Origin of the sequence: Methylorubrum thiocyanatum, assembly GCA_014138645.1 — a bacterium.
GTDB lineage: Bacteria > Pseudomonadota > Alphaproteobacteria > Rhizobiales > Beijerinckiaceae > Methylobacterium > Methylobacterium thiocyanatum.
The window spans coordinates 403,648-417,913 of the sequence record JACJIB010000001.1; the positions used below are offsets into that span (position 1 = coordinate 403,648).

A 14,266-nucleotide genomic window follows, 5' to 3' on the forward strand; every position below is an offset into this window, starting at 1 on the left:
CATGGGCTCGCTACTCCGGGCGCCGGCCGCGATGCCGCTCGCCATCCTGGCCCTGACGCTCGCGGGCCTCGGCCTCGTCGCAGGGACGAGCGGCTACAGCCACTTCGTCATCGCGCTCGTGGCGCTGACGGTGGTGGCCGGCACCGGCCTCAACGTCCTGCTCGGGCTCGGCGGACTGATCTCCTTCGGCCATGCCGGGTTCTACGCGATCGGCGCCTATACGAGCGCGATCCTGACGCTGAAGGGCGTGAGCTTCTGGCTGGCGCTGCCGGCCGCTTCCGGGCTCTCCGCCCTCGTCGGCGCGGCGCTCGCCGTGCCGGCGATGCGGGTGCGCGGACCCTACCTCGCCATGGTGACGATCGCCTTCGGCTTCCTGGTCGAGCACGCGCTGATCGAGGGCGGGGAACTCACCGGCGGCCAGAACGGCCTCGTGGTCGCCACCGGCCCGAGCCTGTTCGGGCTCCCGCTGGCCGAGCGCGATCTCGCCTGGCTCGCGGTGATCGGGGCGGGCCTCAGCCTCTACGGCTTCCACCGGCTGCGCCATGCCCGTCTCGGTCAAGCCCTGCGCGCGGTGCGCGACGCGGATGTCGCCGCCGCCTCGCTCGGCTTCGATCCGGTCCGGGTGAAGACCGCCGCCTTCGCGATCTCGGCGGCGCTGACCGGGCTCGCCGGCGCGGTGCTGCCGCCGCTGATGCTGTTCATCGCACCGAGTTCGTTCCCGTTCACGCAGTCGATCCTGTTCGTCCTCGCGGTGGTGGTCGGCGGGGCCGGAACCGTGCTCGGGCCGCTGTTCGGCGCGCTGGTGACGGTGCTGCTGCCCGAGGCGTTGGCGGGGCTGGCCGAATACCGGCTGCTGTTCTTCGGCCTGACCACCCTGGTGGTGCTCTGGCTCGTGCCGGCGGGTCTCGTCGGCAGCCTCGCTCGCCTGCTGCCGCGGAGCGCTGCGGCTCGTTCCGAGGCGCAAGGCGAGGCCCCGGACTTCCTGCGGCGGAGCGAGGGCGCGCCGCTCGCCGTCGAGGGGCTCGGCATCGCCTTCGGCGGCATCAAGGCGGCGGAGGGCGTCGCCTTCGAGGCGCGACCCGGCGCGATCACCAGCGTGATCGGCCCGAACGGGGCCGGCAAGACCACCGTCCTCAACATGATCTCCGGCTTCTACCGGCCGAGCGCCGGCACGATCCGCCTGGGGGAGCGTGAACTGGGCGGCCGGCCCGCCCATGCCATCGCCCGCGCCGGCATCGCCCGCACCTACCAGACGACGCGGCTGTTCGGCTCGCTCAGCGTCGTGGAGAACGTGATCCTCGCCCGCGCCCCCGGCCGCCTGCTGCGCCGGGCGCAGGCGCGGGACCGCGAGGCGGCCGCGGCCCTGCTCGCCTTCGTCGGCTATGCCGGCGCCCTCGATCGGCTGGCCGCCGAACTGCCCCATGTCGACCGGAGGCTGGTGGAGATCGCCCGGGCGCTGGCCGGGTCCCCGCAGGTGCTGCTCCTCGACGAGCCGGCCGCCGGCCTCGCCCGCGCCGAGACCGACCGCCTCGGCGTGCTGCTGCGCCGGATCGCGGCCTGCGGCATCGCGGTGATCCTCGTCGAGCACGACATGCCCCTGGTGATGGGCGTGTCCGACCGCATCCTCGTCATGGATGCCGGCCGCCCGATCGCCCGCGGCACCCCCGCCGAGGTACGCCGCGACCCGGCCGTGCTGCGGGCTTATCTCGGCGCCGCCGAGACCCCGGCCCGGCCGCGCTCCGCCCCCTGGAGCGGCCCAGCCGACGCGGTTCTGGCCGCCCACGGCCTCAGTGCGGGCTACGGCGCCGCGCCCGTGCTCGATCGCCTTGCACTCACGGTGCGGCCCGGCGAGACCGTGGCGCTGCTCGGTTCCAACGGCGCCGGCAAATCGACGGCGATGCGGGCGCTCGCGGGCCTGCTGCGCCCGGTCGAGGGCTCGGTGGTGCTGGCCGATGCCCCGATCGCGGCGCTGCCGGCGCATCGGATCGCGCGCCTCGGCCTCGCTCTGGTGCCGGAAGGCCGGCAGGTCTTTCCCGAACTCACCGTCGTCGAGAACATCCGCCTCGGCGCCTGGAGCCGGTCCGGGAGCCGCAGCGGACGGGTCGATCCGGCGGAGGTCGAGGCTTTGCTCGACCGATTCCCGCGCCTGCGCGAGCGGGCGGACAGCCGCGCCGGCCTGCTCTCGGGCGGAGAGCAGCAGATGCTCGCGATCGCCCGCGGGATGATGGCGCGCCCGCGCATCCTCCTGCTCGACGAGCCTTCCCTCGGCCTCGCCCCCGCGATCATCAACAGCCTCTACGCCACCGTCGCCGAACTGCGCGACCAGGGCATCACGATCCTCATCGTCGATCAGATGGCCGCGCTGGCGCTGACCGTGGCGGACCGCGGCTACGTCCTGGAGCAGGGGCGCGTCGCCGCCTCCGGCACCGCGGCGGAGCTCAAGGCGGACGCCGCGCTCGAGGCGGCCTATCTCGGGGCGGCGTGAGGCCGCGCCTTTCCCTCAACCCCAGGATCGAGTCCATCCCCGTGACGAGTTCGGAGCCGACAATGGCCGGCCATGGCCGCTACGCCTATTCCGCCCTGCCGGAGCGGCCGGTCTACGACTGGCCGGAGGGCAAGCGCCTTGCGGTCTACCTCGCCCTCAATCTCGAAACCTTCGATTTCGGCGCCGGCCTGGGCGCCGAGCTGGCGCCGGGCGGGCCGCAGCCGGACGTGCTGAACTACGCGTGGCGCGACTGGGGCAACCGGGTCGGCGCGTGGCGCCTGCGCGACATGCTCGACGACCTGCGGATGCCCGCGAGCATCCTCGTCAACAGCCGGATCTACCGTGACTGTCCGGGCCTGATCGAGGCGTTCCGGGCCCGCGGCGATGAGATCGTCGGGCACGGTCGCACCAATGCCGAGCGGCAGGGCACCCTCTCGGAAGCCGAGGAGCGCGCCCTGATCGCCGAGGCGACCGCGGTGCTGACGCGGGAGGAGGGCAGGGCGCCGGCCGGATGGCTCGGCCCCTGGATCTCGCAATCGCGGATCACGCCGGATCTGCTGGCGGAGGCGGGCTACCGCTACCTGCTCGATTGGTGCCACGACGACCAGCCGACCTGGTTCGCGACGCGCAACGGCGGGCGCATCCTCTCGGTGCCCTATCCGCAGGAACTCAACGACATCCCGGCCATCGTCGCCCGCAAGGAGACGGGGCGGGCGTTCGCCGAGGCGATCACGGATGCCTTCGAGGAGATGCTGGAGCAGTCGCGCCGCGCGCCGCTCGTGATGGGCATCGCCCTGCACCCTTACATCGTCGGCCAGCCGCACCGCTTGCGTCCCCTGCGGCAGGCACTCGAACGGATCGCCGGTCATCGGGACACGGTCTGGCTCACCACGGCGGGTGCGATCGCGGCGCACGCCGCCGAACGGGCGCCGTAGCGGGCCCCTGCGGCCGGCCTCCCGCATCGCCCGGGCGGCGGCCTCCCGCTCGGCCCCGAACGACAATCCGGAGATGCCGTGATGGATCGGAGCGAAGACCGTCGACGTAACGCGCCGGACGTTTCGCGGCGCACGCTTCTCCTGACCTCCGCTTCTGCCCTGGGGGCGACGACCATGCCGACCCGACTTTTCGCCGAAGCGAGCGCCGCCCGCGGCGCGCTGGCCCGATCCAGCCAGGGCATGGTCACGAGCCCGCACGAACTCGCAAGCGAGGCCGGGCGGGAGGTGCTGCGGGCGGGCGGCAACGCCATCGAGGCGGCGATCGCCATCAACGCGACGCTCTGCGTCACCTATCCGCATTTCTGCGGACTGGGCGGCGATGCGTTCATGATCGTCAGCGACCCCCAGGGCGCCACCATCACCCTGTCCGGCATCGGTCAGGCGGCGGCGAAGCTGCCGAACGACGGGCGGCCGATTCCGGTCCGCGGACCCGGCTCGGCGATCACCGCGGCGGCGGCCGTCGATACCTGGGAGCAGGCCTTCACCTTCAGCCAGCGGGCCTGGGGCGGGCGAAAATCCTGGAAGGAGCTGTTCCAGCGCGCCATTGCCTATGCAACGGACGGCTTTCCCCTGACGCCGTCGCAACGCTTCTGGGCGGATTTCCGCGGCAAGGAGATCGGCGACTGGCCCGATGTCGTGCGCGTCTTCACCGCCGAGGGCCGGATCCCGGATGTCGGGGAGACGTTTCGCCAGCCCGACCTCGCCCGCACGCTGACGATGCTTGCGGAGAATGGCGGCCGCGACTTCTACGAGGGCGAGCTGGCCCGGCGGATCGCGCGGGGGCTGGAGCAGGCGGGCTCGCCCCTGACCGCGGACGATCTCGCCCGCTGCCGCGCCCGGAACGAGAGCGCGCTGCGCGTGCCCTACCGGGGCGGGGAACTCATCAGCCTGCGCCCGCCGACGCAAGGGATCACCACCCTTGAGATCATGGGCGTTCTCGACCGCTTCGACGTGGCCGCAATCCGTGAGGGCAGCGCCGACTACTACCATCTCCTCGTCGAGGCGGTGAAGCGGGCCTTCATCGACCGCAACCGCTTCGTCGCCGATCCGGATTTCGCCGAGGTTCCCGTTGATCGGTTGCTGTCGCCCGCTCACCTCGATGGGCTGGCCCGGAGCATCGATCCGCGCAGGGCGGCCCCCTGGCCGCACGTCTTCAAGACCGGCGATACGGTCTTCATCGGCGCGGCCGACCGGGACGGCAACTGCGTCAGCCTGCTCCAGACGGTCTATTTCGACTGGGGCAGCGGCGTCGTCGCGGGCGATACCGGCATCCTCTGGCACAATCGCGGTGCGGCCTTCAGCGTGGAGCCCGGGAGCATCAACGTGCTGCGTCCCGGGAAGCGCCCGTTCCACACCCTCAATCCCGGAATGTACCTCAAGGACGGCCGCCCGCGGCTGCTCTACGGCACGCAGGGCGCGGACGGGCAGCCGCAGACCCTCGCGGCGGTGCTGACGCGGCTGATCGATTACGGCATGGACCCGCTCACGGCGCTCGCGCGGCCCCGGTTCTTACTCGGCAAGACCTTCTCCGACAGCCGCGACAGCCTGAAGCTCGAACTTGATGCGGGTCAGGCCGTGTTCGAAGACCTCACCGCGCGGGGCCACGCGATCAGCCCCATCCCGGCGCAGAGCCCACTCGCCGGACATCCGGGCGCGATCCGAATCGAGGATGACGGGCGCTTCGTCGGCGCCCACGATCCGCGCAGCGACGGCGTGGCACTCGGGCTGTAGCACTCCGCCGTCGCCGACCCGTTCACATCCGCCTCACGCCCCCGGCGCGGCGGCAATCTCGCGCTCGACCTCGGCCGGGTCGAGCACGTAGCGGCGCGAGCAGAACTCGCAGGTGATGGCGATGGTGCCGTCATCCGCCACCATGTCCCGGCGCTCCTCGGCCGAGAACGAGCGGATCATGCCCATCACCCGCTCCTGCGAGCAGCGGCAGCGTTCGACCACGGTCTGCGCGTCGAACACCCGCACGCCGCGCTCGTGGAACAGCCGGTAGAGCAGCCGCTCGCTCGACACCGCCGGATCGATCAGTTCGTGATCCTCGACGGTGCCCACGAGGCTGCGGGCCTCGGTCCAGGCGTCGTCCTCGGCGGGGGCGCCGGTGAGGATCTCGTGGCCCTCCGGCGCGTCGCCCGGCGGCAGGTCGGCCTGGCGCATCCGGTCGGGCGAGGTCGGCAGGAACTGCACCAAGAGGCCGCCGGCCCGCCAGCGGCTCTCCCCGCTCTCCATCTGCTCGGCCACGGCGAGGCGCACCAGCGTCGGGATCTGCTCGGACTGGCGGAAATACTGGTGCGCCGCCTCCTCCAGGCTCTGGCCTTCGAGGGCGACGACGCCCTGGTAGCGGCTCTGGGTCGGGCCCTGGTCGATGGTCATGGCGAGGTGCCCGCGGCCCATCAGATCGGCGGCGCGCGCCTTCGGCCCGAGGGCCGCCACCGGCTCCGCCTCGAAGCGGGCGGTGGCGCGCACCCGGTCGGGCGCCTCGAAATCGACCACCAGCATGTTCACCGGCCCGTCGGTCTTGGTCTGGAGCTGGAAACGGCCTTCGAGCTTCAGCGAGGCGCCGAGCAGCACGGTGAGCGCCGCTGCCTCGCCGATCAGGCGGGCGACCGCGTCGGGATAGCCGTGGCGGCGCAGGATGGTGTCGATCGACGGGCCGAGCCGCACCGCGCGGCCGCGCAGGTCCAGAGCCTCGACGGCGAAGGGAAGCACGGCGTCGTCGCCGCCTTCGAGCGCGGGAAGGGAAGTCGGGGCGTGTCCGGAGCTCATGGGCTCTCCGTGTCGGGCTGGGAGAAAAGGGGGGGAGGGCGGCCGGTCCGGCGGCATCACGCCAAACCGGCGGAAGCGCAAGGGCGGCGCACGTCCTCGACAGATCCTCATATGGGGAGCGCCGTGCCGTGGCGCGAGAGCGGCGCACGATGCCCCTGGTCGGGATCGTCACGCAAATCCCGGGCTGTGGTCCGAGGCCGCGTGGCTTGGGGCACCCACCGAGCCGCCGAAAGGACGGGACGCCTCAGAAATCCGTGTGCAGCCGCGTGCCGAAGAAGTCGGCCGGGCCGCGGTCGCGGTTATAGGCCGGGTTCTCGACGTGCTGGTAGTCGAAGGACATCGTCACCGCCTTCGTCAGGTTCAGGGCGTAGTAGACCTCCACCGCCCGCTCCGGGGCGTAGCGGTCGAGCCGCCCGTCGCCGATCAGAAGGCCGAGGCCCCCGTTGGCGAAGTAGGCGCGGTGCGAGGGCGAGATGCGGTTGGCCGCGGCGCCGAGGCCGATCGTGTCCTGCGGCCGGCCCCAGGCCGTGCCCTTGAGCGACAGGCCGCCCGAGACCGAGCCGTCGATATCGGTGAAGGACAGGCTCTCGTTGCGCCCGTCGTTGACGCTCGCCCGGGCGAACAGGCCGAGATCGGCGGTCAGCGCCTGTTCGAGATTGAGGTAGGCGCCGCTCTTGCGCCGGGGCTCGCGGGTCGCTGCCGCCGCCGTGTTGATGTCGGCGAAGGCGCCGGACTGCGTCAGCGCCACCACCTGCCGGAAGTTCGCGGTGTTGCCGACATTCGAGAACAGGCCGAGACGTAGGCGCCCCGGCTGGTCGAGCAGCGGCAGGATGTGGCGTTCCTCGAACTCGATGACGGCGCCGGCCCGCTCGAACACCCGCGGGTCGAGCACGTCGGAGGAGGGCTCCTTCGGCACCTGCGTGTAGGCGGCGCGCACCGCGAAGTCCGCGCGGTTGTACTCGACCATCACGCCCTGGGTGAAGCCGGGAAGGTTGGCCGGGAAATCCCAGGCCGCGGAGGCCCACAGGCCCCAGTTCATGAAATCGACCCGGGGGTCGTGGGCGTAGGCGTTGCCGTCGAAGAAGTCGCCGAGCGCGAACTTGCCGGCGATCACGGTGATGCGCTCGACGTCGCGGGTGCCGGCGATGGAGTTCGGCCCGTCGGGCACCGCTTCGGTCTCGCCGCCGAGGCCGAAGGTCTGGCGCACGAAGTAGCGGTTCGAGCGCAGCTTCGGGAACGGGGCGCCGGCCTTCTGCGCCTCGCCGTTGACGAAGCCCGCAACGCCCAGCGTCCGCGACAGGCCGAAGCCCTGGCTGAATTCCGGGTTGTAGTAGAGTTCGGTGCCCTCGAAGAGCTTGAGGCCGAGGAACAGCGTCGCGGTCGTCGTCGCCTGCGCCTGGTCCGGCACGAGGCTCTGCGGCCCGCGATACGGCGCGCGAAAGCCCGTCACGCCCTGGTTCACGAAGGTGGTCTGGCCGTGCAGCGAGAAGCGGGCATCCTTCGGGGGCTCGTCCTCCTCGTCCGGCACCAGGGCCAGCGCCTCAGGGTGCCAGATCAGCCGCGCCATCATCTTATTGGAGACGAAGCCGGTGCGGGTCGTCACCGGTCCGCCGTCGGCCCCCGGCAGGGTGCCGAGACCGAAGCGGGCGCTCTCGCCGAGATCGCTGTAGCGGTAATCGATCCCGAGCGAGAGGTGCGGATCGACGGCGAACTGCACGCCCGCCCCGAGGGTGTATCCGAGATAGGAGACGTTGCGGGCAGCGGTGGCGGCCGGGCCGCCGGACAGATCCGGGTAGGTCGCGAGCACCCGTCCGTTGGCGCCGGTGAGCCCGAAGGTCGCGTAGATCAGGTTGTTGCCGAAGGCGTAGCCGAGCCGCGCGCGGGCGGCTCCGAACAGGTCGGTCTTCTCGCGGACCAGGGCGAAGGGCGGATCGACCGCCTCGTAGCCGAAGCCCGACGCGTCGGAGCGCGCGCCGCGCTTGAGGTTGGTGCCGGCGAGGTCGGCCTCAAGGCCGTAGACGATGGCGCCGTCCTGCCAGTTCCAGCCGGCGAAGGCGCCGGCCGCGACCGTGGTGGCGTCGCCGCCGAGGTCGCGGCTGCCGGTGGCGTCGCCCGTCGCGATCGTCCGGACGCGCCGCGTTCCGATCGTGGTCGGTCCGATGTCGTAATTGCCGAACGAGGCGCCCGCGCTGCCCTGCACGCCGGCATAGAGGCCGGACCAGTCGAGGAAGCGGGGACGGGCGCGCTCGGCGAGGTCGGCGGCGGCTGCGGCGCCGGCATGAAAGCCGAGGAGCGCGGCAAGTCCCACCGAGACCGCTCGCCGTTCCCCGATCGCCCGCTTCCGCGCCTCGAACACCGCGCCAGCCCCCGCCGCCACTCCGTGAGCGGCCTAGCAGATGCCGGTGCCGCCGCAATGCGCCCGCGCGCCGCCGAAGCACGAGGCGTCGGATGGTGGCACGGACGCCACGATGACAGGGAGAAACCGAAAATCGCCGACAGCACGATGACAGACGCCGGAGCACCGGCCGAAGGACGCCGGCGACGAGGCAGGGCTCTGAACCGGTCGAGTCCCCCGCAAGTCCCCCGGAAGAGTGGGATCAGCCCCTGAATGCCCCTCTTGCCGCGGTGAAGCTTGGCGCTAGCTTTCGTGGACCTGGACCCCCATCAGGTTAGGTCAACTTCTGGGCGCGCCCGAAAACGGCGCGCCCTTTTTCCATGTGCTTTCCCTAGGGGCCATCCAAGGGCCCGGCGCGTCACTGGGCCGGGGCGGCGGGCGCCTTGGCCGGAGCGGCCTTGACGGTCTTCTTGGTCGGCGCCTCCACCGGGGCCGCGGCAGCCTGCTGGTTCACGTCCGGCACGCGGGTCCAGGTCTGCGAGCCGCACAGCACCTTGAGCATGCAGCCCTGCACGTTCAGCTCGCCCTCGCTCTCACGGGCGAGGCTGACCTGATAGATCTTGCCCTCGTCGGCGTTGTAGATTTCGCCAGCGAAGCCATCGTCCTCCGGCTTGAGGTTGTCGAGGAGCGACAGACCGATGATCGGGCGCGCCCGCTTCTTCGGGTCGGGATTCTTCACGTCGGTGCGCGGCGCGCCGGCCTCGTCGACCGGGGCTTTCAGCCAGACCACCTTGCCGCAGGCGTTGCCGCCGTTCGGGCCGCAGCGATCGATGCGGATCTTGGCGCGGCCATCGCCGGTCAGCCAGGTTCCGGAGAGATCCTTGGGGGCTGCGAAGGCCGTGTTCGCGGCCAGGAGGTTGGAGGCGAGAAGAGCGGCAAGGCCGAAGGCGATACGCATGCGATGGCTCCTGAGGCTGGGCCCGATGAGGGGCTTGAGGCTTGCGGAGAGGGGATCGCCCCGGCGGCGAGCCGGGGCAGGCGAACCGTCCCCCGACTCAGCCCTCGCATTCCGGCGATTTTTCGGCAGTGTTGCGCTGAAGCCATGGCCGGGCCGGAAAAAGGCCGCGCTTGCCCCGCGCCGGCCCGCCGCGGCGATGCCGGTTCGCCGGTCGGTTGAGGGGCTACCGCTCCGCCGCTATAAGCCCGGCGCGCCGGCAGCCCTCCGAGCGGCATCCGAGCCGCCTCAATCCAGCGCGTCGCGCGACCCCTTTCTCCAACGAACCGGACCGGACCCATGGCCAACGAGCGCACCTTCTCCATCCTCAAGCCCGACGCGACCCGCCGTAACATCACCGGCGCGGTCAACGCCGTGATCGAGGCCGCCGGCCTGCGCATCGTCGGCCAGCGCCGCATCCGGATGACCCGCGCGCAGGCGGAGAAGTTCTACGAGGTGCACAAGGAGCGCCCGTTCTTCGGCGAACTCGTCGAGTTCATGACCTCCGGCCCCGTGGTCGTGCAGGTGCTCGAGGGCGAGAACGCCGTCGCCAAGTACCGTGAGGTGATGGGCGCCACGAACCCGGCCCAGGCCGCCGACGGCACCATCCGCAAGCAGTTCGCGGAATCGGTCGGCGAGAACACTGTCCACGGCTCGGACAGCGCCGACAACGCCAAGATCGAGATCGCGCAGTTCTTCACCGACGCCGACATCGCCGCGTAAGGCCCGACGCTCGCCGGTCCCGGCTCGCGGGGCCGGCGAGAAACACGCTCAAGCTTGCGCGAGGCTGACCCGCGCGCTGCAATCCGGCCGAGTGTGACTCTCCTGCCCTAGCGGCGCGGGGCGGGCGGACCGAAGAACGCAGACGATCGACGATTTCCCGTCTCTCTCCGGATTTTCGCTCCATGCGCCCCACGTTTTCGCGCACCGGCCGCCTGCTCGTCGCGGCCGGCCTCGTCTCCCTGCTCGCCGCCTGCAACTCCGCCGGGCGCTCGACGCAGTACACCTCGCTGGAAGGCTACGTGCCCGATCCGGCACTGAAGACCGCCTCGAAGAGCAACCTCACGGGCCGCGTGCGCCACGCCTGCACCGTCACCCAGGCCAAGTTCCAGAAGGTCGCCGAAGAGACGCTCGCGGCCCCCTGCGGCTGCTACGCCGAGCGCACGCTCTCCGCCCTCGACAAGGACGAGATCGCCTCCTACCGCACCACCGGCTACTTCAACGACACGGCCCGCGCGAAGGCGCTGGGTGCGCTCGACAGCTGCAAGCTGCCGCGTCCGATCGTCTGATCCGGTGACGGGGCGGCGCAACGCGCCGTCCCGCTGCATGATTGGCGGGGCTCTGCCCTGCACCTTTGACAAGGTCTCGACCTTTCGAAACCACGATTTACAGCTTTTCGGTCGGCGCAGCCTTCTTGCCGTCATCCGGCTTGGCCGGCTTCGGGCAGACGCCCTGGACGCTCTGCCACTCGGCTTCCGACAGGATGCCTGATCCAGCCGGCTTCTCTCCCGCCAGCGAACGGATCCGCGCCGCCCGCTCCGCCGTGAACGGGTGGGAGCGCAGGAACGCGATCGCATCCGGCTTCTCGTCATCCGCCTTGGTGATGCGTTCCAGGATCGCCGCCAGCGCCGCCCCGTCGCCGCCTGCCCGCTTCACCGCCGTCACCGCATAGGCATCCGCCGCCCGTTCCGCGTCGCGGGAATAGCCGGCCGAGATCGCCGCCTGCCCGATCGTCACCAGCACCGTTGAGCCGGTGAGGTCGCCGAGCACCAGGCTCAGCAGGAACGAGGTGCCGCCCGCCGTGATCACCGAGCGCATCGGGTCGCGGGCGGCGACATGACCGAATTCGTGGGCGAGGATGCCGGCGAGTTCGTCACCGGTCCGCGCCTTGGCGATGATGTCGGAAAGCAGGATCACCCGGCCGCCGGGCAGGGCGAGGGCGTTCGCGACCGTGTGACGGCGCACGCTCACCTGCGGCCTCTCCGGCAAGGCCATGCCCTCCGCGAGCCGAGCCGCCAGCCGGTCGAGCACCGCCCGCGCGGCGTTCTCGTCGCAGAGCGGCGGATCGCCGAGCAGGCTCACGATCTGCGTCTCGACGCTGCGTCCGAGCTGTGCCTCGATTGCCCGCGGCACCAGCGGCGCGATCAGGTTCGAGGCCGCCGGTACGCCGTAGATCGCCGTCAGCAGCACGGACACCCCCGCCGCGATCGACCAGAGCACGAGGCGGGTCAGGCCGCCTTCACGCTCGGCCCGGCCCAGGTCGGGGCAGCGCGCCTTCAGCGCCTCCGCGAAGGCGGCGTCGGTGAACTCGGCGCTCTCCGCCCCCTGCGCGTGGCTGATCCGCATCACGGGCGAGGCGGCATCCGTGGCGCGCAGGTCGAGCAGGCTCCAGTCGCGGGTGACGTCTTCGCCGAGGATTTCGAGCCGGAAGGTCAGCCGCAGCGTCACCGGTCTGGGCCGGGCGCTGATTCCGTCGAAGAACGTGCCCGCAGTGGTGATGGCCTCCATCGCGATCCTAGAACCCGATCTCGAGGGCGCCGCCGACATCGAGCGCGTCGGCCAGTCCCTCGTTAAGGCCGCTGGCCGGGGCGCGGGTCGAGGCGAGCACCGCTTCCAGCGCCGGCAGGTTCTCGATCTGCGTCGTCGCCGCCACCGCGTGCCACAGGCGCACGGTGACGATGCGGACGTAGAGCACGTTCGTGCCGAGGATCGCGCCGAGATAGAGCAGCACGGTCGAAGCGATGACGAAGGCGTGGATGCCGGGATTCTGCCCGTCCGTGGCGATCAGCGGCACGAGCAGGGCGAAGATGATGCCCAGCACAAGGATGAAGCCGATCACCGCCAGCATGTAGACGAGGTAGGGGACGTAGAACCGACGGGCCTTGAGCGAGGAGGTCAGCCGCGCCTCGCCGAGATGGGCCGCGTTGAAAAAGGCGCGGGTCTCGCGGGCCCGGTAATAGGGGATCAGCAGCAGCGCCAGCGGGATCGAGACGGAGGCGGCGATCACGACGGCGGCGCCGTAGGAGGCGAACGGGGTGTCCTCGTAGGCCGGGTTGAAGATGAGATTGCTCTTCTCGTTCGCCGGATCCTGGATCAGCAGGTCGCTGGGGATGTCGAAGCCGGTTGCCGCCAGCAGCGCCAGGATGCTCAGCAGGGTCGGCAGCAGCGCGACGATGTAGAACATCATCCAGGGCAGCAGGATCGAACGCCCCGTCGCGGTCGAGCGCATCCGGCTCTGGCCGACCAGGGTGTGGTCGATGCGGTAGCGCTCCAGCGCCGCACGCATGAAGGGGAAGGCCAGGCCGAGGCTGAGGATCGTCCCGAGCCACCACAGGCTGGCGAGGCCCGCATAGGCGAAGCCCGACCCGTCCTGACCCAGGCGGATGCCGCGCCAGCGCGTGCGCGAGGCCCGGTATCGCCGGCCCCGGAACAGCGCGTATTGCCCGAGCACGAACAGGCCAATGAAGGAGATCGGCGCGGCGAGCGTGGCCAGGATCGGGCTCAGCAATCCGACGACGAACAGGACGATGTAGACCGGCACCAGAACAGCGAGCGCGACGAGGAAGCCGAGAAAGAGCTCCTTGCCGGTGCCGAGATACTCGGCCGGGCTGCCGGCCACGACGGTGCGGCTCCAGAAGTAGCGCCGCAGGTTGGTAATGTACCAGAACCGGTAGATCGAGAAGGTCACCAGCGAGAGCAGGAAGCCCTTGACCACGATGCCGGTCAGCCCCTGTGTCCGCCGGTCGAACGCGATGTCACCCGTTCGTGCCGGAGCCGGGCTCGGCACACCGTCGAATTGGTTCATTGTCAGTCCCCCTCGTCGCGGGGAGACTAGAAGCTGCCTCATAGGCGTTGCAACGGGGTGGCGCGCACAATCGCCGCGTCGCGAAATGCGATCAACAAGACGAGCCGAAGACCACCGGCCGGCTTCAGCGATGTTCATCGTTAATTTCACGTGAAAACCGCTCCGTCCGCGTTGTGCCGGAACCGAGCAGGTTGCCGATCTGCACGGAAGGCCCTTCCGCACGCCGAACGTTCGGTGGCGCCGAGGGGCTCGGTTCGGACGCCGAAACGCTGGGGGGGCGATGTGACAGCCCGCCCGAAGGCGTATCCTCAGTGTGGCACCCCGCTCCTCATGCCGAGGCGCCACGTGATCGTTCGGTCTCGAACCATGCCTGAACGGACAATCCCACGACGTCTGCCGGGCGAGAGCCGGAGCGGCCTGTATCGAGGCCGCAGGCACAGCGGCTCGGCATGAGCCCTGTCATGGTTGCCGGACCGAGAGATGGCTGGCTTCGAAACTCGGCCGCCTCGCTGACGCGCGGAACTGAACGGCAGACGGAGTGCGCAAACGAAAAACACCGGGGCCTGTTCAAGGCGCCCGGCGTTCTCGATCGTGGTCATGGTCGGCCGGCTGACCGTCCCCTTCGGCGGCCTGCCCCGACTTCAGCAGCAGCGGAAGCCGGAGGTGTTGCCGACGCCGAAGCGGGCGTTCTCGCGATTGCGGAAGAACTCGCGCTCGGTCATCGGCGCTTGGTCGGGATGGGTCTTGGTGATGTGCGCGACGTAGGTCCCGTAATCGCCCTGACCCACCATCAGCCGCGCGCCGTCGCAGACGCACTTGTTGAAGGCCCGGAGGCGATCACGAAAGTTCTGCGGCGACGCGGCGGGGCTGGTCATGTCGG

Annotated in this window: 11 protein-coding genes; 5 read left to right on the plus strand and 6 right to left on the minus strand. The window is 70.8% G+C overall.

The window, feature by feature from the left end:
* Window position 1: 1 nt before the first annotated feature.
* From HNR51_RS01890 to ggt, 3 genes are all read left to right on the plus strand, one after another.
* Window positions 2-2,485: a branched-chain amino acid ABC transporter ATP-binding protein/permease gene (locus HNR51_RS01890; RefSeq protein ID WP_182553811.1), complete on the plus strand. Its 2,484-nt coding sequence runs from the start codon at window positions 2-4 to the stop codon at window positions 2,483-2,485.
* 62 nt (window positions 2,486-2,547) lie between these two features.
* On the plus strand, window positions 2,548-3,420 hold the full coding sequence (locus HNR51_RS01895; RefSeq protein WP_182554013.1) for a polysaccharide deacetylase family protein: 873 nt from the start codon (window positions 2,548-2,550) through the stop codon (window positions 3,418-3,420).
* Window positions 3,421-3,501: 81 nt separating this feature from the next.
* On the plus strand, window positions 3,502-5,211 hold the full coding sequence (gene ggt, locus HNR51_RS01900; protein WP_182553812.1) for a gamma-glutamyltransferase: 1,710 nt from the start codon (window positions 3,502-3,504) through the stop codon (window positions 5,209-5,211).
* 33 nt (window positions 5,212-5,244) lie between these two features.
* On the opposite strand, the gene HNR51_RS01905 is transcribed toward ggt, so the two are convergent.
* The 3 genes from HNR51_RS01905 to HNR51_RS01915 all read right to left on the minus strand — a co-directional run bounded on the left by HNR51_RS01905 (window position 5,245) and on the right by HNR51_RS01915 (window position 9,545).
* The gene (locus HNR51_RS01905; RefSeq protein ID WP_152276857.1) at window positions 5,245-6,252 is read right to left on the minus strand and encodes an Hsp33 family molecular chaperone; all 1,008 of its coding nucleotides are present in this window, start codon (window positions 6,250-6,252) and stop codon (window positions 5,245-5,247) included.
* A gap of 244 nt (window positions 6,253-6,496) precedes the next feature.
* Complete coding sequence (locus HNR51_RS01910) at window positions 6,497-8,608, minus strand: carbohydrate porin (protein ID WP_182554014.1); 2,112 nt, start codon at window positions 8,606-8,608, stop codon at window positions 6,497-6,499.
* Between the two features lie 397 nt (window positions 8,609-9,005).
* Complete coding sequence (locus HNR51_RS01915; RefSeq protein WP_182553813.1) at window positions 9,006-9,545, minus strand: DUF2147 domain-containing protein; 540 nt, start codon at window positions 9,543-9,545, stop codon at window positions 9,006-9,008.
* A 336-nt stretch (window positions 9,546-9,881) separates the two neighbouring features.
* Here HNR51_RS01915 and ndk point away from each other — a divergent pair, with 336 nt between their 5' ends.
* Together ndk and HNR51_RS01925 are read left to right on the plus strand one after the other, a co-directional pair.
* On the plus strand, window positions 9,882-10,304 hold the full coding sequence (ndk, locus tag HNR51_RS01920) for a nucleoside-diphosphate kinase (RefSeq protein WP_012453881.1): 423 nt from the start codon (window positions 9,882-9,884) through the stop codon (window positions 10,302-10,304).
* Window positions 10,305-10,486: 182 nt separating this feature from the next.
* Window positions 10,487-10,870 carry a hypothetical protein gene (locus HNR51_RS01925; RefSeq protein WP_012453882.1) on the plus strand — a complete coding sequence of 128 codons (384 nt, stop codon included), beginning with the start codon at window positions 10,487-10,489 and terminating at the stop codon, window positions 10,868-10,870.
* A 97-nt stretch (window positions 10,871-10,967) separates the two neighbouring features.
* On the opposite strand, the gene HNR51_RS01930 is transcribed toward HNR51_RS01925, so the two are convergent.
* The 3 genes from HNR51_RS01930 to HNR51_RS01940 form a co-directional block, all read right to left on the minus strand.
* Entirely contained in the window at window positions 10,968-12,089 is a 1,122-nt protein-coding gene (locus HNR51_RS01930; RefSeq protein WP_182553814.1) for a M48 family metallopeptidase, read from the minus strand.
* 7 nt (window positions 12,090-12,096) lie between these two features.
* The gene (locus HNR51_RS01935) at window positions 12,097-13,386 is read right to left on the minus strand and encodes a YjgN family protein (protein ID WP_182553815.1); all 1,290 of its coding nucleotides are present in this window, start codon (window positions 13,384-13,386) and stop codon (window positions 12,097-12,099) included.
* 641 nt (window positions 13,387-14,027) lie between these two features.
* Window positions 14,028-14,261, minus strand: a complete 234-nt coding sequence (locus HNR51_RS01940; RefSeq protein WP_012453885.1) for a YbdD/YjiX family protein — start codon at window positions 14,259-14,261, stop codon at window positions 14,028-14,030.
* Between the last annotated feature and the right edge of the window lie 5 nt (window positions 14,262-14,266).